At 44.3% G+C, this 21,336-nt stretch carries 19 protein-coding genes; 7 read left to right on the top strand and 12 right to left on the bottom strand.

Going from position 1 to position 21,336, the window contains the following annotated elements:
* Positions 1-43: 43 nt before the first annotated feature.
* The 12 genes from L5M38_RS14730 to L5M38_RS14675 all read right to left on the bottom strand — a co-directional run bounded on the left by L5M38_RS14730 (position 44) and on the right by L5M38_RS14675 (position 14,363).
* Positions 44-3,106: a type I restriction endonuclease subunit R gene (locus tag L5M38_RS14730; protein ID WP_263179531.1), complete on the bottom strand. Its 3,063-nt coding sequence runs from the start codon at positions 3,104-3,106 to the stop codon at positions 44-46.
* Between the two features lie 10 nt (positions 3,107-3,116).
* Entirely contained in the window at positions 3,117-4,331 is a 1,215-nt protein-coding gene (locus tag L5M38_RS14725; RefSeq protein ID WP_263179530.1) for a restriction endonuclease subunit S, read from the bottom strand.
* Positions 4,328-5,830: a class I SAM-dependent DNA methyltransferase gene (locus L5M38_RS14720; RefSeq protein WP_263179529.1), complete on the bottom strand. Its 1,503-nt coding sequence runs from the start codon at positions 5,828-5,830 to the stop codon at positions 4,328-4,330. The genes L5M38_RS14725 and L5M38_RS14720 overlap by 4 nt, the downstream gene beginning before the upstream one ends.
* A complete protein-coding gene (locus L5M38_RS14715; RefSeq protein ID WP_263179528.1) occupies positions 5,827-7,293 on the bottom strand; it encodes an RNA-binding domain-containing protein in 1,467 nt (488 codons plus the stop codon). The genes L5M38_RS14720 and L5M38_RS14715 overlap by 4 nt, the downstream gene beginning before the upstream one ends.
* Entirely contained in the window at positions 7,286-7,915 is a 630-nt protein-coding gene (locus L5M38_RS14710) for a DUF4062 domain-containing protein (protein WP_263179527.1), read from the bottom strand. The genes L5M38_RS14715 and L5M38_RS14710 overlap by 8 nt, the downstream gene beginning before the upstream one ends.
* The gene (locus L5M38_RS14705; RefSeq protein ID WP_263179526.1) at positions 7,912-9,411 is read right to left on the bottom strand and encodes a class I SAM-dependent DNA methyltransferase; all 1,500 of its coding nucleotides are present in this window, start codon (positions 9,409-9,411) and stop codon (positions 7,912-7,914) included. Before L5M38_RS14705 ends, L5M38_RS14710 begins: the two co-directional genes overlap by 4 nt.
* Before the next feature lie 3 nt (positions 9,412-9,414).
* Positions 9,415-9,636 (bottom strand): helix-turn-helix domain-containing protein, encoded by a 222-nt coding sequence (locus L5M38_RS14700; protein ID WP_115164826.1) that lies wholly within the window; start codon positions 9,634-9,636, stop codon positions 9,415-9,417.
* A 253-nt stretch (positions 9,637-9,889) separates the two neighbouring features.
* Positions 9,890-10,516 (bottom strand): recombinase family protein, encoded by a 627-nt coding sequence (locus L5M38_RS14695; RefSeq protein ID WP_263179525.1) that lies wholly within the window; start codon positions 10,514-10,516, stop codon positions 9,890-9,892.
* Positions 10,517-10,648: 132 nt separating this feature from the next.
* Entirely contained in the window at positions 10,649-11,032 is a 384-nt protein-coding gene (locus tag L5M38_RS14690; protein WP_049766862.1) for a hypothetical protein, read from the bottom strand.
* Between the two features lie 125 nt (positions 11,033-11,157).
* Positions 11,158-11,589, bottom strand: coding sequence for a hypothetical protein (locus L5M38_RS14685; RefSeq protein ID WP_011920339.1), 432 nt, complete (start codon positions 11,587-11,589; stop codon positions 11,158-11,160).
* On the bottom strand, positions 11,586-12,428 hold the full coding sequence (locus L5M38_RS14680; protein WP_263179524.1) for a hypothetical protein: 843 nt from the start codon (positions 12,426-12,428) through the stop codon (positions 11,586-11,588). Before L5M38_RS14680 ends, L5M38_RS14685 begins: the two co-directional genes overlap by 4 nt.
* 381 nt (positions 12,429-12,809) lie before the next feature.
* Positions 12,810-14,363, bottom strand: coding sequence for an oligopeptide:H+ symporter (locus L5M38_RS14675; RefSeq protein WP_263179523.1), 1,554 nt, complete (start codon positions 14,361-14,363; stop codon positions 12,810-12,812).
* Between the two features lie 250 nt (positions 14,364-14,613).
* Here L5M38_RS14675 and mioC point away from each other — a divergent pair, with 250 nt between their 5' ends.
* From mioC to atpB, 7 genes are all read left to right on the top strand, one after another.
* Positions 14,614-15,054 (top strand): FMN-binding protein MioC, encoded by a 441-nt coding sequence (mioC, locus tag L5M38_RS14670; RefSeq protein ID WP_105250799.1) that lies wholly within the window; start codon positions 14,614-14,616, stop codon positions 15,052-15,054.
* 439 nt (positions 15,055-15,493) lie between these two features.
* A complete protein-coding gene (mnmG, locus tag L5M38_RS14665) occupies positions 15,494-17,383 on the top strand; it encodes a tRNA uridine-5-carboxymethylaminomethyl(34) synthesis enzyme MnmG (RefSeq protein ID WP_263179522.1) in 1,890 nt (629 codons plus the stop codon).
* A 117-nt stretch (positions 17,384-17,500) separates the two neighbouring features.
* Positions 17,501-18,121 (top strand): 16S rRNA (guanine(527)-N(7))-methyltransferase RsmG, encoded by a 621-nt coding sequence (gene rsmG / locus L5M38_RS14660; RefSeq protein ID WP_263179521.1) that lies wholly within the window; start codon positions 17,501-17,503, stop codon positions 18,119-18,121.
* A 73-nt stretch (positions 18,122-18,194) separates the two neighbouring features.
* A complete protein-coding gene (locus L5M38_RS14655) occupies positions 18,195-18,983 on the top strand; it encodes a ParA family protein (RefSeq protein WP_263179520.1) in 789 nt (262 codons plus the stop codon).
* A 9-nt stretch (positions 18,984-18,992) separates the two neighbouring features.
* A complete protein-coding gene (locus L5M38_RS14650; protein WP_105250795.1) occupies positions 18,993-19,871 on the top strand; it encodes a ParB/RepB/Spo0J family partition protein in 879 nt (292 codons plus the stop codon).
* A gap of 225 nt (positions 19,872-20,096) precedes the next feature.
* Positions 20,097-20,480 (top strand): ATP synthase subunit I, encoded by a 384-nt coding sequence (locus tag L5M38_RS14645; RefSeq protein WP_105250794.1) that lies wholly within the window; start codon positions 20,097-20,099, stop codon positions 20,478-20,480.
* A 12-nt stretch (positions 20,481-20,492) separates the two neighbouring features.
* Positions 20,493-21,287 carry a F0F1 ATP synthase subunit A gene (gene atpB / locus L5M38_RS14640; protein ID WP_105250793.1) on the top strand — a complete coding sequence of 265 codons (795 nt, stop codon included), beginning with the start codon at positions 20,493-20,495 and terminating at the stop codon, positions 21,285-21,287.
* Positions 21,288-21,336: the final 49 nt, after the last annotated feature.

The following is a 21,336-nucleotide window of genomic DNA, read 5'->3' as shown; positions in this document are numbered from 1 at the left end:
CCTTCTTACATCATAGTGTTGCGATAATCACTAAAATACCGCATCAATAATGCTCTTCTATGTACCCGTAAGCCTTTTGGAACAACTCTTTGTCTTTACCCAAGCCAAACTGAGCCAACGTTAACAACAGCGCTTTTTGAATCTCTCTAGGACCACTGTTAGAGTTTTGCCAGCCTTCAAAACGGGTGGCGTTGACGATTTTGTCGATTTGCTCAACCACATCACCGATTAACTTGGGCGTGGTTTCGGGGCGAGTTTCTAAGAAGAGCTTGGTTAAAGCCTGCTTATTGTCCTCTTCGGTAACCACATGCTCGCCAGTTTCGCGCTCAGCTTGCACCGTGTCTTTGGCGGCATCTAATAGGCCTTTTAACCAGTCGATGGCTTTAATTACACCCGCTTCGTAGTCCTGACGGAGCTTTTCAAGCCGTTCTCCAAGCTTAACGAAGGTTGGATCACCACTACCGCGCAAGCGTCCCATCAAATCGATTTCAAGACGCTTAGCGCGCTTCTCTTGCTCTTTTTCTGTGAGAGTAAAGATTGAGTGCTCATCCATAATCAGCTCGTCGATATCATCACGGATGCGGTTGATGTCGGTATGCTCATGGATCATCTTGATAGTTTCAGGACCAAGCGCAGCCCACACTAACGCTCCTGTTTGGCCGACAGGACGCACTGACTCGTAAATCTGTGCCAACCACTTATAGTCTTTGCGGTACGGAGTTAAGAAGATGTCAGGGTTAATGGCCGACCAAAGTTTGGCTAATACGCCAAAGCTCGCGGCAAACTCATCACGTGTTGCATTGGTTGGTAAGCATTCTTGCGCTGCCATGATGCCTTCGAAGCCTTCTAGGGTGCGGTCAACGCCAGGGAAGAAGGATAAACACTTCTCTAGCTGGGCCGGTAACAACTCTTTAAAGGCCTCAATGCCTTCGACCACGCCGTCAATTTCTTCAGGGTTGTAGGCTAACGCAGTGCGTAGATTTTCAAACACGCCGAGGTAATCGATGATCAAGCCCATATCTTTACGAACTTCGTCCGTTTCGTACAGACGGTTAGTGCGGCACATAGCCTGTAACAGGGTGTGATCGCGCAGCGGTTTATCTAAGTACATACAGTAGCAAATTGGCGCATCAAAACCTGTAAGCAACTTCGCCGTGACAATAATCAGTTGTAACGGGTGTTTTGGATCTTTAAAACTTTCTATCAAATCTTTCTGGGTTTGCTCTTCGTCGTCAATCTGTTGCCAACGTTCAAAGTCCAACTGCTGAATTGGCAATTCCAACTCGTCATGCCATTTGCGCCAATCTTTGTTGAGCTTGTCTTTTTTACCACCTTCTTCGACTTTTACCGGTGCTTGGTCAACGTTCATCACCACTTCAACGGCATCAAAGCCGAGCTTTTCACCCAGCAAGTAGTACATTTGCACGCAGGCATCGCGGTCGTACACCACCACCATACCTTTCATCTTTTTAGGCTTCACGTGGTCGGTAAAGTGCTTGGCTATATCGGAGCTTACTGCGGCCATGCGTTTAGGTGCTTTCAGCATCACCGCTAATTTGCCAGCGCGTTTTGATAGTGCGGCCTTTTCTTCTTCGTCCAGGTTATTTTCCTGGGCGAGCTGCTCAAACTCCTGGTTGATGGCATCACGGTCTACCCGCAGTTCTGCCAGGCGTGGCTCGAACTTCACCGGGTTTGTTGCCCCATCGCGAATTGACTGCTTGTAGCTGTAACGATTCATGTAGCGACCTGGATCTTCTTCGGCGCCGAATAGCTTAAAGGTATTACGGTCAATGCCCGAAATCGGTGTACCGGTTAAACCATAGAAGTGCGCCTGCGGCAGGGCCCAGCGCATTTTTTCACCCAAGCCGCCTTCTTGGGTGCGGTGGGCTTCGTCCACTAACACGATGATGTTATCGCGGTTATTGAGGCCGTTGGGGTTGCTATCGTCTATCTCGACATCTTTAAACTTAAAGATGGTGGTAATTAAAATGCCACGGCTGTCTTGTTCGATATGTTCGCCGAGCTTTTTGCAACTTTGTACCTTAATAAGATTCTTAACATCCGCACCACCAAAGGTCTCATTGATCTGGCTGTCCAGGTCACGCCTGTCTACCACAACCAATACGGTGGGGTTTTTCAAGGTATTGTCACTGCGCAGCATTTTGGCGGCGTAGAGCATGAGTAACGATTTGCCCGAACCTTGGAAATGCCAGATCAGGCCTTTTTTCGGGTAGCCTTTGCGCACACGCTCTACTATCTGCTTGGCTGCTTCAAACTGGGGGTAACGCGGTAGAATTTTAATGCGCTTGGGTGGCGTGTTTTTACCGGTTTTAACGGTTGAAAACAGCGCAAACGATTCCAGTAACTGCAATAAGGTTTGCGGGTTTAACAAGCCCTCACAGCTATTAAGCACCGATGCCAAGCCGGGCAAAATGTCTTCACGCAGGTCGGTATTGTGCCAAGGGCCCCAGTCTTTTACCCGGGCGTTGATAGCGCCGTAAGCAAAGGTTTTTCCTTCACTGGCAAAACACAGCAGGTTGGGCACAAAGTAGGGTTCAACGTTCTTCCAGTAGTGTTTTTTACCACCCATAAAATCGGCGGCGCCGTCTTGCCAGGTCACACTCGGGCGGGTCGCGGTTTTCACTTCGCCCACCACCAGTGGAATACCGTTCACATAGAGCACAATATCAAAATATACTTCGGTAGCCGCGATATAGTGCACCTGTTGCGACACCACAAAGTGGTTGTTGTCGATATTGTCGAAATCGATCAGGTTGATGGTGATGTGGTCGCCATTCTCACCAAAGGGTAAGGTCTTTTCGGCCATTAACCATTCATGAAAGTTCTCATTGGCTTTTACCAGGCCGGTGTGGCGTGCTTCCAGCACCACGCCACGCAGTTTGTAAATCACCTCATCTGCATAATCTGGCTGCTTGGCGATATCAGAGTTTAACGAACACAACGCATCTTTTAACCACTCATCGACGAAGATATCCTGCGCTTGTTTTGGCAGGTTTTCACCGTGGCAGTATGTCCACTTTACTCCGCTTAAACCTTTTAAACGGTCGATAATTCCATTTTCTGTGACGGTTTGTTCATTAAACATAAAAACCCTATTAAGAAAAAATACTATTTACATACCCTGAAATCACTAATTCTTGCCGTTCAACAGAGCTACTTATTCTTTCAGTGACTTCCAATAATTTTTCTATAGCGTCAGCTATTGAAAATTGTTCGCTCAGTGGTGGCGTAGGAAATTTTATTTTCCTTAAATCCCTAGATGTAACCAACAACCTACCACCAGAATTAGTAAAGCGTTTTATTTGATGCAAAACTATCGGAGAATATTTAATTGAGTAAAAGTAAAATCTTGGATCGGCTTTTGTTTCGTCCAGCGAAATTTTCATTAAATTTGAAGATATGATGGCTGAACACACGTCATCACCAATTAATATTGACCGTCCTATGTCCGCGACTCTAGAAAATACAATATCTCCTTTTTTTACTGAGTATTGTTGAAGTCGAAGTGCATAATCTTCTTCTATATACAATTCTTCAGAGTGATCGTACCCATATTCCCCTAAACAGCCAATTGTAATCACTGGCCTACCTTCCTGACACCAATGATCAGCTTTTAAAGCTGAACCGAATGGCCCAGTCCTGATTGCTGGCTCATGTTTTTTTGATAAGCTGTCTAGCTGCTTCCATTCCCAATGAGATGGAATTGCACCTAATTTATCGAAACTTGCTAAGCTCGTATCTTCATACCCATATCTCAATAAGCACCTAATGCTTGAATTGGCCGCATACTTTCCGGAAGAAGATAAAAATCTGGATTTAGATATCACTTGTTTTGCTTGCTGAATAAAATCTCCACAAGAAACTAGTTGACTATTATCTGGAAGATTAAATTCTATCTGCTTCAATGAGTTGAACTTGGTTCTTGGTGAAAGAGAACCCGAAGAAGACCTTATTGCCTCGTTCCAAACAACATCAGAACTAACTAAATAATAAAAGACGTCTTTCGGAATGGAGTTTTTTTTAACATCCAAGACGAGGATATCGCCGGAGCAGATTCCGTCGAATTCAGCAATTGCAGCCTTTCTTAGGTAAGGGCGGCGCTTACCAAAAAGAATATGACCTTTCTTAAAGACACGGGTAAAGCTTGGGTTATCTTCGGCAATCATTCCCCAGCGTTTAATCTTGAGCGAACCAGAATCCAAGTGCTCTAAACCAATGTAACGCTCATAGCCATCGGCAATTGGGTCTTTGGTGGTGAGCTTTACTTCGCGGCAAATATCACCAAATTTAACGGTTTGTTTATCACTCATTGCTGCACTTCTCCACCGTTAACTTCAAAACCAAGCTCTTTTAGGCTTTTGAATAACTTATTGGTCTGTTTTTTCAATTGCACACGGCTAACTTTCCATGCCTCGATGGCATGTTCAATATTGTGCACTTCGCCATCATTTTGTGCCTGCACATAGAGAGGTATCGATAGGTTGTAGAGGTTCTCTTTAAGGGTATCAATATCGACCAAGGCGGTAATATCGCTTTGCTTATTGGGTTCAAAGTACGCCTCGCACAGTACGGCCAAATCCTCATCAGACAAGCGACTGTGGGCACGCTCGCGGGTAACGTGTTCCACGCCATTGATAAACAACACCTTGTTTTTGCGCTCGACGGGTTTATTGCAATTAAGCACCACCACGCAGGATTCCATCGGCGAGTTGTAAAACAGGTTTGGCCCAAGGCCAATCACCGCTTCGATAATGTCCGACTCAATCACTTGTTTACGAATGCTTTGCTCGGAATCACGGAACAACACGCCGTGCGGCCAGAGCATAGCAGCGCGGCCCGTGTCGGGTTTTAGGCTTTTGATGATGTGGGTGTAAAACGCATAGTCGGCGCAACCTTGAGGTGGTACACCGTAAAGGTTACGGCCGTAAGGGTCAGCGGCGAACTTGTCGCGGTTCCACTTTTTAATCGAATATGGCGGGTTAGCGAATATCACGTCAAACTGCTTGAGTTGATCGTTTTCAATAAACTTGGGCTCAGCCAGGGTATCGCCGCGCAGCACATCGAATTCTTCAATGTCGTGCAGGAACATGTTCATACGGGCTATAGCTGAGGTGAGCAGGTTCAATTCTTGCCCATACAAATGAACGGAACGCCATTCTTTGCCCTGAGAACGTAAATCCATTACCGCATTCAACAACATACCGCCGGTGCCGCAGGTTGGGTCGTAAGCCGATTCACCGGGTTTTAAACCCATAATCCGTGTCATTAAATGCACCACGGTACGGTTGGTATAAAACTCGGCGGCGGTGTGGCCAGAATCGTCGGCGAATTTTTTGATTAGGTATTCGTAGGCTTCACCTAGGTCATCCTGAGCGACCGATTTAATCCCAAGCGGAATTTTACTGAAGTGCTCAATTAGATCAGAAAGCAAGTGATCCGGTAGACGCTCTTTATTGGTCCACTGGGCATCGCCAAACACGCCGTGCAAACGGGGGTTGTTGGCTTCAATTAGACGCAGCGCGTTTTGAATGGCTTCACCGATGTTTTTGCTGGTGTGGCGCACCTTTTCCCAACTGGCTTCTTTAGGAATATCAAAACGGTGGAACATCGGCATGGCGGCGTATTCGGCATCGCCTTCATGGATCTCCAATGCTTCGGTGTATTCTTCCAAATACACATCCGACAGGCGCTTATAAAATAGCAGCGGGAAGATGTACTGCTTGTAGTCTGAGGCGTCGATTTGGCCGCGTAATAGCTCGGCCGCGCCCCAGAGTAAATCCTCTAATTTTTTCTTATTTAATGCGCTCATGATGTCTTCTTATCGCTTAGTTGCTGTTGTACTTGTTGCTTTACTTGCAACCCAAGCGCGGTTAAACGGTATTTTTGGTTACGGCTGGTTGGCTTGTCTGGAATGGTCATTTCTACCAAGACAGGGGTTATCTCCAGTGCCGGCTTTAAGTAGTTTTTACGGAAGTGTTCGGCATCTTTTAGGGTCAAGGAATCCTGTAATTCCATTCGTGACTGCTCACCTTTAATTGCCAGTAGGAGCTTCGCAACTTCCGGGGTAACTTCCGGGGTAACTTCCGGGGTAACTTCCGGGGTAACTTCCGGGGCGAACAGCGTCAAGGTCACGCCGGATGTGCTGTCTGAGTGCCATTTCGGTTCGGGGAGGCCCGCCTCTTTACAGGCCTCTTGGATCACCACACTGCCGCGGCCAAGCTTTTCCATATAGCCCTGTAGGTATAAACCGTGGGCGATGTCGGGGTTACGCAGTACCGAGATATGGCCTTGCCGAATTTTGTTCTCGTCTATGCCTTGCGGAAAAGCACCCGCATTCCAAATTTTCAGGTGCACAGGGCTAACTTCGACCTTAATACCACCGGCAAAGTTGCTGTAATCGCGGTGGGCAAAGGCATTTACAATGGCTTCGCGTACCGCTTGTTCCGGGTACATGGGGATATCTTCGCGCTGATTATTGGCGCTGCTAAAACGTGCGCGCGATGGCGTATTGCGCATAACAAAGGTAATGAGCTGCTCGATCACGTCGGCCATTGGGCCATCGAGGTGCTGTAAATCCTGATATTCGTCGTCGGCCTTATGGCGATAACATACAGCGCGCACGCGAGCTTGCGGATGGCGTTTACCCGGCGCACTGGCCAGTAACACATCGGCGGCATTGGTTAAACGGCCGTATTTGGCCAACGATAATAGTTGCAACTGGTGCAGTAAGCCTTGTTCTGCTTGCGCTACTTCTTTGGGAATGCGTTTGGCGGATAACAGCTTGTTACAAGCGCTGGTTGATAAACCTTGTTCGTCGAGTTCAGACGAGAACAAACGCTCCCAGCGGGTAGGTTCTACTTGCTTGCGCATGACCATGTCGCGGATGGTATCGACATCGGCTTTTTTGGTTTGCTCGCCTGCACGTATGTAGATGTCACTGTTAAAGGCGTAAGGGATGTCTTTTCCGGCCGGCACTTCAACAATTAATAGCTGTTTGTTTTCGACTTCCTGTACTTCTACCGAAAACAGTACTGGCGGTTGAATCGCCGATTTAAGCTGGCTTTCTAGCTGTTCAGCCACTTGCGCAGCATGTTCTACGCCCTTGATTTGGCCTTTATCATCGACACCGCATAGCAGGTATCCACCTTGGGTATTTAAAAAAGCGCAAACTTGTGGGCCGCAGTGTTTTAACTCGTAGCTTGTGAGGTATTCAAGGGTTTGGTTTTCGCCCAGCGACAGTAGTTGTTGCAGTTGTGCGGCCGTTTTACTCATGGCGTACTCCTACTGAGGCGCTAACTTGACTGACATTTTGAAAATGTTCGGTCAGGCGCTGCTCTACATCTTGATAGCGAGAGAACTGCGCAACCACAAAAAGGTTGGCGTCGTCGTCGCGATCGAACTTTTGCACCCAGTTGCCTTGGCGATCATCCTGTGGCAGTTGTTCCATGGTGGCGTCTTCGTATAAGTCAATCACCTTGATATTGGAAATGGACGATGCGCCTTTGCGCAATGTCAATTCTGAGCGCTGTTCTTGGGTTTTGTAACCTAAATCTATTAATAAGCGGCGCGCAAACACAACTTGATCATGCGCTAGAAACCAGCGAGGTTTATTGAGCTCGATGGCTTTTTTCATCTCTTTATGGGTAATAGATAGGCCAGTTGCATCAACGCCACTGCCATATTGTGGGGTAATGATGCCTAAAAACAGATCACATTTTTCTACTGCTTTTAAGCAGCTTTCAAAGGCGGTTTCATTGGACGATACCGGCACTGTGCCTTTATGCGACATCCAAACTTCATAACCAAAGGCGGTTAGTAGTGAATATACGCGGTCGAGCAACTCTTCTACGCCATAAACTGTGGATGACACCATCACAGTGAGCTTTTTGCTCATAGTTCAAACCCTTCCTTGATCAGCAGTGCTTCCAGTTCATTTTCAGCTTGCTCTAAGGCGGCCAGCTTTTGTTGGAAGTCTTTTAGGGCCTCTTCCACTGTAATGGTTTCTTCTTCAAGCGGTTTTTGTACATAACGTGCAATATTTAAATTGAAGTCGTTTTCTTCAATTTCACTATGGGGAACCCAACGCGCAACGCCTTCGATGTCATCAGCTTCAGGGCCTTTGGTGCGCATCTGCCGATAAATCTCATAAATGTCGTCCGCTTGGGTTTCTGACAAGGTATTTTGTGCCCGGCCTTTGGTAAAAATCTCTTCAGCATTGATGATCAGCACGTGATCTTGGTGAGCTAAAGGCCTTTGTTTGCGCAGCACTAAAATACAAGCCGGAATACCGGTGCCATAAAACAGGTTAGAAGCAACGCCGATGACAGCGACAATTCGGTTTTCTTTGAGTAAATTCTCGCGAATTTTACCTTCAGCACCACCACGGAATAGCACCCCGTGTGGCAATACCACCGCCATGCGACCACTCTCGTTCAAAGATGCAAACATATGTTGCACCCAAGCAAAATCACCGTTGGTTTTAGGGGCTAAACCATATTTAGCCCTGCCATAAGGGTCAGCACTCCAGTTATCATATCCCCACTCTTTCAAACTAAATGGCGGGTTGGCGATAACACAATCAAAGGTTTCTAAACGATCATTCTTAAGGAATTTAGGATCACGCAGCGTATCACCCCGAACGATATGAAAATCCTCCTGTCCATGCAGGAAAAGGTTCATACGGGCAATGGCTTCAGTGGTCAGGTTCTTTTCTTGGCCTTTTATTTTTAGTAGGCGTGGATCACCGCCGTTCTCTTTAACGTGGTGGATGGTTTCCAGCAGCATGCCACCAGTACCACACGCAGGGTCATAAACGCCTTCACCTGCTTGTGGGTCAAGAATATTGACCATCAAGCGAACAATAGTACGAGGAGTGTAAAACTCCCCCGCCTTTTTGTTGGCCTTGTCAGCAAAGCGTTTAATCAGATATTCGTATGCCCGGCCCATGTCGTCGTTGCGAACGGACGCAACACCAAGATTTACCTTGTTGAAATGGTTGAGCAAGGTAGCAAGCAGTTCATCAGATAAACGTTCTTTATTGGTCCAACTGGCATCACCGAAGATTCCATGTAGTTTGGGATTAGCCATTTCGATACCACGAAAAGCATCTTTTAATGTCTGGCCGATGTCTTTGATCTCAGAAAATACATCTCTCCAATGACAATATTCAGGAATTTGGATGCGATGGAACATATCGCCTTTGGCGAGCTCAGCGTCACCCACTTGCTCCATTGCTTCGAGATATTCTTCGTCGTACACATCGCAGATACGTTTGAAAAAGAGGATCGGAAAAATATAGGTTTTGTAGTCTGAAGCATCGATAGGCCCGGTAATGATATGGGCTGCGTGCCAAAGGTGTGCTTCGAGGTCTTTGATGTTAATTAGGGTCATTGTTTACTCATTTCCTACGGATTCCGCAGGCGATTTTTCTAGCAGTTCTTGTATGTTGCAGTTAAATAAATCACACAGCTTATCTAGTGCGTCTAGGTCCACTTTTAGCGCGGTTTCCTTATAAAGTAGTGTGATGGTGGTGCGGCTTAGGCCGGTTTCGCGCATCACATCACTAATACGCATTTTATGTTCGCCCATTAAACGGGCAAGGTGGCAGCGGATCATGCTTTCTCCACGAGAGTATTCACACATTTGCGTTTTATTACATTGAAAAGTTCAATCACAACATATTGATTGAAGTATGATTTTTAACCATTAAAACTTAGGGTAGTCACTACAGCTTACCCTATCACGATTATGATTTTTCTCAACTTATTTGAGTTGAAATGTAATTTTTTAGGGTAATGAGAACAGATTATCAGTGTGAGGATTTTGAATTGCCGTAATCAAGAAAATGATACGGCAGAAAGTAGTGGAATTACTGCTCTGTACAACCGATATTCTTCGAGATAGTTGCAATCAGGTGCCGCGAACACCCCAACATATCCTGAATGTCACTATAGCTATGGCCGGTCTTCAATAGGCTAGCTATGTGCTGGTGTCGTTTGAGATCTGGTTGACGCCCGTTGTATTTTCCATCAACTTTAGCCTTTGCGATTCCCTGAGATTGACGACGTCGCCGGTCATCATAATCTTTGCGGGCAACTGCGGCGAGCATATCCAACATCATGGCATTAACCGCCTGTAAAATAGCGCCGGTAAAGTCAGTTTCGCTATGTTGTTGTAAAGCCAGCCAACTGGTGGGAAGTTCCGGTGAAACAATGGCTAGGCGTTTGCTGGCCAGCTTTTGTTTCAACGTATCCCAATCACTTTGCTTGAGCCGCGCCAGACGGTCGATCTGTTCAACTAGCACAATGTCACCCTCGCCTGACTCGGCAATCAAACGCATCAACTCTGGCCGGTGCAACGTGGCACCAGAAACATTCTCAATATAAAAGGCAGCGATTAGCTGGCCATGCTGAGCAGCAAACTGGATGAGGGATTCTCGTGCCCGTTCAGCATTTTGTTCTTTGGTTGATGCGCGAAGGTAAGCTCGAATTAACATCTTGATCTCCACAGTCTGTTATAAGTGGTACTTTATCTCTGGTCTGGTTTAGGTGGTTCTGTTGGTAGTAAAACCAGTCTGATGGCTAGTTCCGTTGATGTGTACTCAAAATGAACCAGCTAAGTGCCAAAATCAGTCATCAAACCCAATATGGTTTCTATAGTCGTAATCAAAACTATCCATAAAAACGGAACTATCTGGTTTCATTCGTTTATGACGACTTGGTATTGGGTAGGTTTTATTTAACTTCATCATATTTCTGACAAACGCAACGAATAGATAGCCAGCCCAAAGTGCCAAGGACATTTGCCAACACAAATAAGTGAGCGCACACCAAAAAGGAACGGCTAACCACCATCTGCGTTGGATAAATGCGAAAGCTTTAAAGCACCAAATGACCAATGGCAAACCTGCGAGCAAGAATCCCCATCCAGAATCTTGAGCTAGCATCAATCCCAGCAGCAAAACACCAAGCAACACTATATTTACTAAATCATTTTTGAGATTTTGACTCATGTTTCCCCTCCAACTCTTCGGTTTGAGGTTTGTCTTGGCCTGACAATTTCTGATTGGCTCTATAGCTGTAAAGACACCAGAAGGTGACCAAACTAAAAAATAGGAATATCCCAAGCATTCCCCAGTCAAATGCAGTCATAACGACCTCCGCTCACTCGAATATCCATTCCCTGTAAACTGAATAACTTGGAAAACATAGAATCAGTCATTTCATCGAGTTCAGATAATTCGAATTCAGGGACTATAAGAGGCATGCCAAAATACTGAAGGTTACGATAGGATGATGGCTCAAAAATACCGTGCGGATAGCTGTCTAATGTGTTGAAAGTCTGATTCAGTCTGAGATCAACAATCCAACCGCCAGGAAGCTCAATCCAACTATGTGGATAGACTAATTCTCCCGTGCTCTTGCATTTGACACATCCCACTCTAGGTTGATGAAACACCGAATCTCTCGTCAGTAGATGACTGATCAGGTAGGTAATAATTATGGGGTCCGTTTGGAGTTCATCCATCGCCAGAACAATATTGTCTAGATCCTGATATTCACTATTCATAAAGCAGGCTCCTTAAACAGCAGTTGTTCCCCTTGCTCATACAGCACTGGATATGGGAGAGATTGGCCATCCTGAACCACATGGTTTGGTGGGTAATAGATCACCATCCACGATGGCAATGCAGCACTGACGGCTCTATAAAACTCATCAATTGGAAAGTCATTTTGGCCTGATTGGCGGAAAACAAAGCGAGAATAGTTCTTCAGGTGATTAGCAGCGATGTTATAGCTTTCTGACTCACCATCTTTAATGTAGAGCGGGCTCTTCCAGAGATGAGGATTCGTAATGTTGTAAGCAACCACACATTGACCAATACCGCATCCATGCTCAGCGCTTTTAACAGACCAAAGAATCATGGGATGACCATCAATTTCTGGCGTTTCTACATTACTCAGTTTAGTGACATTCAACGCCATATCATCGGCAACATGCTGGATAGCCTGATCGACAAGATGAACATATTTCTCATAAGCCTGAGATTCTGAAGTAGCAGCAGATGCGGGCATCCATCCCATTAGACTTGGCCTAGCCGAGGGATTGTCTGGTGTCATCATTATATCTGTAGCGTTAAACGCGAACATCTGCGTACCAGAAAGACGCAGAAGCGGATCATTAAATGAAGTCGTTAGCCTAGCGAGCCCAAGTAATGGAACCAACATACCTTTGCTATAAGAGTGGACACCATCGTGGGAATCTCTCAAATCCAAATCGTAGATGCCCCCGGCTCGCGCTAGATTTAAAGCCCGAGATTCATCTTGAGCATAATGACGGGGTCCAGTTACGCAACCAGACAAGGACACACATAAAGCGATTAATGATAAAGATGGGTATTTTTTCATGATTACCTCCTGCTTTATAAAGATTCGCATGGAGGTAGTAAAATGCAAGCTATTTTGATAAATAATTATTAAAAATCAATAGTTTGTACTGATAGTACAAACTTCAAAATGGGTAACAATAGCAGTTTATATTCTTTTCCCACTTTCCCAGATATCCCACTTTAAAAATGTTGAGAATCCCCTAGAATAGATACTTCCATGACAAAACCCGACAAATGAGTTGCACTCCACATGTGCGCCAATATTCTTCTAACAATTTGAATAGTTTTACATTTTTAGTTTCTGTATCGGAAAATAACTAACCTTAATATTATTTCCATAAAATCAGCCCATACAATATGGGCTGATTTTTTATCTACAACCGAATATTTCCACCCATCCTCATGATTCGACGTGGCGGTAATGATCTTGCATTTGATAGGATCTTGCATAAAGCGCAAACATCAATGCCGCCAAGATGGCAAAACCAGCAAAGAAAAACATCTGAAATGCGGTAATACTGATCCCCGTCTGGGCAATTTGTTCAGTCACAGCCGGACTTTTCACACTGACGTTCGCCAGTAACACCCATAAGTTACCGACGGTTACCGATAAGGTCCAAAAACTCATGATAGTGCCTTTCATGGCTTTAGGCGCTTGGCTGTAGGCAAACTCTAGCCCAGTGGCAGAGACTAATACTTCACCAAAGGTAAGCAAAGCATAGGGCACAATCTGCCAAAATATTGATAATACCGAGCCGCCATCCATCACCAATTGAATGCTACCAACGACTATCCAACTCACGCCCGTGATGGCAATACCAGCCCCCATTTTACGCAAAGCAGTTAACTTTATACCCATGCGCTCAATCGCCGGATATAACACAAAGTTATTAAATGGGATAAGTAACATAACTAATAATGGGTTTAAAGCTTGCATCATGGCGGGTTCAAACCATTCCGGTTTAGACATGTCATTGGCTTGCAGTATCCAAGTGGACGCTTTCTGATCGAACAAAGACCAAAAGGGAGTCACTAACGCAAATAAGATTAAGATCCGTAGCACTGAACGCACCCCTTCAACGGCGATATCCGGATGGATCCCCCTAGCCCGTTCGAGTTGCAATGAAGCTCCAGCGCCAACAAATCCCATCACAAGCACTAACGCACAACACAAACCAGCAACGATACCTAAGGTTGGAATATTCACTAAGGCATACGCTGCAGAAATTATCCCAACTAAAGCTAACACTAAACCTATGTTGGCTTGACCTGCGATTTTAGTGAGTAATGCGGTACGAATAACAGGTAAAAAACCATGGGGATTTTTCGGTTCGGGTGGCATATGCACATAACGTTTGCGGCCTAACCAGAAGAACACCGTTGCAATAAACATTAAGACACCAGGGATCCCAAATGCGACCGCAGCACCATAATATTTCAATAGTAATGGCATCGATAACGAGGCAAAGAAGGAGCCAAAGTTAATCGTAAAATAAAACAGATCAAACGCTTTCTGCGCCAATGTTTTATTGGTTTGATCAAATTGATCTCCCATAAAGGAAGAAACCAAGGGCTTAATCCCACCCGATCCGAGCGCAATTAAAAATAATCCCGTATAAAACCCTTGAATACTGTGTTCAAAAATAGCGAGAAACGCATGACCAACACAGTAAATCAAGCTTAACCATAAGATAGTATTGTATTTACCGAAAAAACGATCGGCAATCCAACCACCGAGTAACGGGAAAAAATACACTCCAATGACAAAGGAATGGAACACATCCTTAGCCATAGTTCCGCGCAGTTCTTCTGGAATAGACAACAAAAGTGCTGTCATCAAGAATGGGGTAAGAATATTCCGCATACCGTAAAAGCTAAAACGTTCACAAGCTTCACTGGCTATGATGTAAGGAATTTGCCGTGGCCACTGGGGCGCATTTACGGGTGTTGTCATGGATTATCCTATTATAATTATTTGATTTTAAATGAAATTAACTTTTTAAATATATTAATTATGTATCAAGAAGCTAAAGGTAACATGTAAGCGAAACCAACCTTATATAAAGGATGCAAAAACTGCAAAAATCACGTATTGCTTCTGTGGTCCTATCCACATTTCCTTTATGATGAACATAATAATAGCCATTCAGCTATCTATTTAATTGAAATTAGTTTTAAAAACAACAACACACTGAGAAATCATAATGGCAAAGATTGAAGTAATTGTTGGTACAACATTGGGCAGTGCAGAGTATGTTGCCGACGAAATGATGGCCCAATTAACGGAGCAAGGACACCAAGTTCAAGTTCATTTAACCCCAACATTGTGCGAAATAGACACCCATGCACTGTGGATTATCGTGTCATCAACTCATGGAGCTGGTGATCTTCCAGATAATATTCAGCCTTTTTTCAACGAAATTACCGAGCAAAAACCGGATCTCAGCCAAGTAAACTTTGCCTTATGTGCAATTGGTGACTCAAGTTACGATACCTTTTGCCAAGGCCCAGAAAAATTAATTTCGGCCATTCAAGACTGCGATGCAAAAGCCTTTGTGGATAAGATCCAGATCGATGTACAGCTTGATCCTGTGCCGGAAGACCCAGCCCTTGCATGGTTAGCACAATGGCAACAGGACATTTAAGATCGCTTATTGGATAAGGTCCCGATCTATGTACAGTTTAGATCCTATTTATCCACAATTTACTTATTTAAAGTATAAACATGTGGATAAGCTATTATTTAGATCTGATCAACCTCTGTACTATTCACAGTCCGATCTGCTTAATGATCCGCCTTGTGGATAAGTAGGCGATCTATCCCCATGTTTAATGACATTAGATCGCGATCAGATCACAGGATCAAGATCGCGCTAATTAATGATTTATATAATGAATTTGGGTTATGCACAGAAAAACGCGATCCTAATAGTAAACATAATAAGAAGATCTATATAAAGATCTTAAGATCTATTAGTCCGGATCATCTCGATCGAACAGCGTAAAATGATCATTCACCTAAGACGAAGCAAATGCTAAAATACTCGGCTCGTACTGAGTCTCTTAGCAATTGAAGGTAGTGGCATGCATTTTCATGAACGGTTTGATGTTATTGTTGTTGGTGGTGGTCATGCCGGAACTGAAGCCGCGTTGGCAGCAGCAAGAATGGGATCAAAAACATTATTACTAACGCACAATATCGATACGTTAGGACAAATGTCATGTAATCCAGCGATCGGTGGCATAGGCAAAGGCCATTTAGTGAAAGAAATTGACGCCTTAGGTGGTGCAATGGCAATCGCAACCGATTATGCAGGGATCCAATTTAGAACCTTAAATTCAAGTAAAGGCCCAGCAGTACGAGCAACACGAGCACAGGCTGACCGCGCACTGTATCGTCAAAAAATCCAAAATATATTACAAAACCAACCTAACTTACGTATTTTCCAACAAGCCGTAGATGACTTAATTGTTGAAAATCATCAAGTAGTTGGTGTAGTTACCCAAATGGGTTTGGCCTTTGAATCTCCAGCTGTTGTATTAACAACAGGTACATTCTTAAGCGGCAAAATTCATATAGGCTTAGAAAACTACAGCGGTGGCCGTGCAGGCGATCCACCAGCGATTGCTTTAGCAAATCGATTACGTGAATTACCAATCCGAGTCGGCCGTTTAAAAACAGGTACACCGCCACGTATCGATGCAAACACGATTGATTTTTCTCAAATGGCTGAACAGAAAGGCGATTATCCATTGCCTGTGATGTCGTTTATGGGCGATGTCAGTCACCATCCAAAGCAAATTTCTTGCTGGATCACTCACACCAATGAAAAAACCCATGAAATTATTCGTGGTGGTTTAGACAGAAGCCCTATGTATTCAGGCGTCATCGAAGGTATTGGTCCACGTTATTGCCCATCGATTGAAGACAAGATCCACCGTTTTGCGGATAAATCTTCGCATCAGATCTTCATCGAACCAGAAGGTTTAAATACCAATGAGATCTATCCTAACGGGATCTCTACTAGCTTACCTTTTGATGTACAGTTGAATTTAGTTCGTTCGATCAAAGGCATGGAAAACGCAGAAATCATGCGTCCAGGTTATGCGATCGAATACGATTATTTCGATCCAAGAGATCTGAAAAACTCATTAGAAACCAAAGCGATCAACGGTTTATTCTTCGCAGGCCAAATAAACGGCACTACAGGTTATGAAGAAGCTGGTGCTCAAGGTTTATTAGCAGGCATGAATGCCTCACTGCAAGTGCAAGGCAAAGAAGCCTGGTGTCCACGCCGTGACGAAGCTTATCTTGGAGTACTAGTTGATGATTTATCGACTCTGGGTACCAAAGAACCGTATCGCATGTTTACTAGCCGTGCCGAATACCGTTTGCTACTTCGTGAAGATAACGCTGATATTCGCTTAACGGCAAAAGGTCGCGAATTAGGTTTAGTTGACGACACTCGCTGGGCGGCATTTAGTGAGAAGTTAGAATCGATCGAACTTGAGTTACAACGTTTGCGCGCTCAATGGGTACATCCAAATTCACCTTTGATCCATGCGTTAAACCCACACTTGAATACGCCGATCTCTCGCGAAGCATCATTTGAAGAATTACTGCGTCGTCCAGAAATGGATTACAGTAAGTTGATGCAGATCGAAGGTTTTGGTCCTGGGCTTGAAGATCCACAGGCGGCTGAGCAAGTTCAGATCCAAGTTAAGTATTCTGGTTATATTCAACGTCAGCAGGAAGAGATCAACAAAGCTGTGCGTAATGAGAACACAGGTTTACCTTTGACGCTCGATTACAAAGAAGTACCAGGCTTGTCGAATGAAGTGATTGCTAAGTTAAATAACCACAAACCAGAAACTATAGGCCAAGCCTCACGGATCTCTGGTATTACGCCTGCGGCTATTTCAATTTTGTTAGTTCACCTCAAAAAGCGTGGCTTATTACGTAAGAGTGCGTAAAAGCTAGCTTAATCGCTGCTTAGGTCATAGAAGGGAAGCATTCAGGCTTCCCTTCATCGTTTTCGGGCTTCATAATAGCCTTCGCGTTCATAATCGTATCTTTGTTGAGGTTGCTCAGTGTTATCTGCCCTGTTAGAGGCTTATTTAGCCGAAATTAATTTGCCCGCAACCGTCGAGCAGAAAAAACAACTAATTGATTTTGTTGGTATGCTCAACAAATGGAATAAAGCCTATAACCTGACATCGGTGAGAGATCCCGAAGCTATGCTGATCCGTCATATCATGGACAGTTTAGTGGTTTCAAAACACCTGCAAGGTGAACGTTTTATCGATGTAGGCACTGGACCGGGTTTACCTGGGATCCCGTTAGCCATTATGAATCCCGATAAACAATTTGTGTTATTGGACAGCTTAGGTAAACGTATTCGTTTTCAAAAACAAGTGTCCTTTGAATTAGGCATACATAACATCAGCTCAGTTGAAAGCCGTGTAGAAGCGTATCAACCGGAGGATAAATTCGACGGTGTATTAAGTCGTGCATTTGCCTCAATCCAAGATATGCTGACTTGGTGCCATCATCTCCCCGCCGAACATGGACAGTTTTATGCACTTAAAGGCCAGTTGAATGATGAAGAGATGCAACATATTCCAAGTGGATTTGTGGTGAAAGAAGTTATCGAGCTTAAGGTGCCTAAACTCGATGAAAAAAGACATTTATTAAAGATAATCAAAGAATAACAGGCTTAAAAGTGATAAATAAATCATTTATAAGCAAGGGCAATAAACCAGCATTTACATACAGGGTGATATTGTGGGTAAAGTGATTGCCGTGGCTAACCAGAAAGGTGGCGTAGGAAAAACAACTACTTGCGTTAACCTCGCCGCTTCGTTAGCAGCAACAAAACGTAAAGTATTATTGATCGATCTCGATCCTCAAGGTAATGCCACCATGGGGAGCGGTGTCGATAAGTATGACGTAGCTAATACAGCCTATGAATTATTGGTTGAAGAAAAATCCTTCGACGAGATCGTCATTAAAAACACTGCGGGTAAGTATGATCTGATCGCCAGTAATGGCGATGTCACTGCGGCAGAAATCAAATTGATGGAGTTTTTTGCCCGTGAGGTTCGTTTGCGTAACGCACTCGCACCGATCAAAGAGCAATATGATTATATCTTTATCGACTGCCCTCCTTCATTGAACATGTTGACCGTAAACGCTATGTCTGCTGCCGACTCTGTACTCGTGCCTATGCAGTGTGAATATTATGCCCTCGAAGGCTTAACTGCGCTGATTGATACCATCACTAAGCTTGCAGCTATGGTTAATCCTGGACTTGGCATCGAAGGCATTTTACGTACTATGTATGATCCGCGTAATCGTTTGTCTAATGATGTGTCCGATCAGCTAAAACAGCATTTTGGTGACAAAGTCTACCGTACTGTTATCCCACGTAATGTGAGGCTAGCAGAAGCACCAAGTTTTGGAGCGCCTGCTATGTATTACGATAAATCGAGTGCTGGCGCTAAGGCGTATCTAGCGCTTGCGGGTGAAATGATCCGTCGTTCAGAACAACAAACTCAGGCTAAGCAAGCGTAAAGGATCACCATGACGTTAAAGAAAAGAGGATTAGGCAAAGGGTTAGATGCCCTACTGAGTAACAGCCATGCCGCCAGTAAAAAGCACACTGACGAAGCTGATGTTGTCGATAAAAAAGAAGAGCTTATCCATCTCGATTTAGACTTATTACAGCCAGGTAAGTATCAACCTCGTAAAGACATGTCCCCTGAAGCGTTGGAAGAACTGGCACACTCTATCCGCAACCAAGGCATTATTCAGCCTATCGTTGTGAGACAAGTAACGAATAACATGTATGAGATCATTGCGGGTGAACGTCGTTGGCGTGCTGCGCAACTTGCTGGCTTGAATAAAATCCCCTGCATTGTAAAGCAAGTAGCTGATGAAGCCGCTGTTGCTATTGCTTTGATTGAAAACATCCAGCGTGAAGACTTAAATGCCATGGAAGAAGCCATTGCATTGCAACGTTTAATGCAAGAGTTTGAACTGACTCACCAACAGGTTGCCGATGTTGTGGGAAAATCCAGAGCGAGTGTATCTAACTTGTTACGTTTAAACGGCTTAAATGAGCCAGTTAAGCGTCTACTCGAGTATGGCGACATTGATATGGGTCATGCTCGCGCTTTGTTGGCAATTGAGGGAGAAGAACAAACAAATCTTGCGAGATTAGTGGCCGCTAAGGAATTAACCGTTCGCGAAACTGAACGATTAATTAATCAAACCTTAAATCCGCCTAAACAAGCCGAAACTACGACTAAAGATCAAGATGTTTGTCGTTTAGAGCAGCAGTTAATTGAAAGATTAGGTGCTAAGGTTTCGATCGCTCATAGCAGTAAGGGCACGGGTAAAATTGTAATTAACTATCAGAATCTGGCTGAATTAGACGGAATTCTTAGTAAAATTCATTAATGTCTGTAGATTAACAGTTTTTAATGTAAATTTGTGACAGATGCTAATCTTACATTTTAACTCGTTTGGCGCGAGATCACGTTAAAAGTGTTGTTTTTCCTTATCTCAAAGTTGCAATGAAGGCGTGAAAAGGTATACTTTCGCAAGCTTTTTGTGCATCGACATAAATACGGGTATTTGTCATCCGGTCATCGAAACAAAAAGTATGAATGCGGAGAGGATGAATTGAGTAAGGTTTTAGCGCGTCGTGGCCGGTGGTCAGCCTATAAATTGGTGATGATGCAGGCGGCGGTCGCTGGGGGTGCTTCAATTCTCTTTTTCGCCGTGTGGGGAGTTCAGTTTGGCTATTCTGCATTAGCAGGTGGTTCAATCGCTGTGCTCCCTAATTTTGTATTCGCAACCCTCGCTTTCTCCCACACGGGAGCAAGTTCAGCTGCAAAAGTCATAAAGACTTTTTACTGGGGGGAAGCGGTAAAGTTGCTGTTAACCATCGCAATGTTTTCGTTTGTGTTTATCAATCTTAAGGTCGCTTTTATGCCGCTTTTTGTTTGTTATGTGCTGACGCTAATCGTGCATTGGACAGCTCCTTTATACTTCAAGCAAAGTTAAGTGGGATGAATCATGGCTGCAACTGGTGAAGCGTTAACACCGCAGGGCTATATCCAACATCACCTTACCAACTTAAGTGTTGGTGAAGGCTTTTGGACATGGCACATTGATTCGTTGTTCTTTTCGGTTGGTCTTGGTGTTCTGTTCCTGTGGATTTTCCGCAGCGTTGGTAAAAAAGCGACTTCCGGTGTTCCTGGCAAACTGCAATGTTTTGTTGAGATTATCGTCGAGTTCGTAAATAACAGCGTGAAAGAAAGTTTTCATGGTCGCAATGCTCTGATCGCGCCTTTAGCTCTGACCATTTTTGTATGGGTATTCATGATGAACTTCATGGATATGATCCCTGTAGATTGGCTGCCTCACGCAGCAAGTTTAATGGGTATTCCCTATCTAAAAGCGGTTCCGACGACTGACGTTAACATTACCTTTAGCTTAGCTATTGGTGTGTTCGTGCTGATTATTTTTTACAGCATTAAGGTCAAAGGTGTGTCTGGGTTTGTTAAAGAATTGACACTACAGCCCTTTAACCATAAGGCAATGATACCCGTCAACCTCCTATTAGAGACTGTTACTTTGATTGCTAAGCCAATTTCATTGGCATTGCGACTCTTTGGTAACTTGTACGCAGGTGAGTTGATCTTCATCCTTATTGCGCTGATGTATGGTACCAACTTGTTATTATCTACCCTAGGTGTGACTCTGCAACTGGGCTGGTTAATATTCCACATTTTGGTTATCACGCTGCAGGCGTTTATCTTCATGATGTTGACCATTGTTTATTTAAGCATGGCGCATGAAGATCATTAAGGATTGCTGAAGAAATTTTAAACTAAATCATCAACTAATATAGATTTAG

The organism is Shewanella sp. SM101, assembly GCF_025654465.1.
Taxonomy (GTDB): domain Bacteria; phylum Pseudomonadota; class Gammaproteobacteria; order Enterobacterales; family Shewanellaceae; genus Shewanella; species Shewanella oncorhynchi.
The sequence above is the reverse complement of the archived record's forward strand: the minus strand, read 5'-3'. Positions and strand labels throughout refer to the sequence as shown.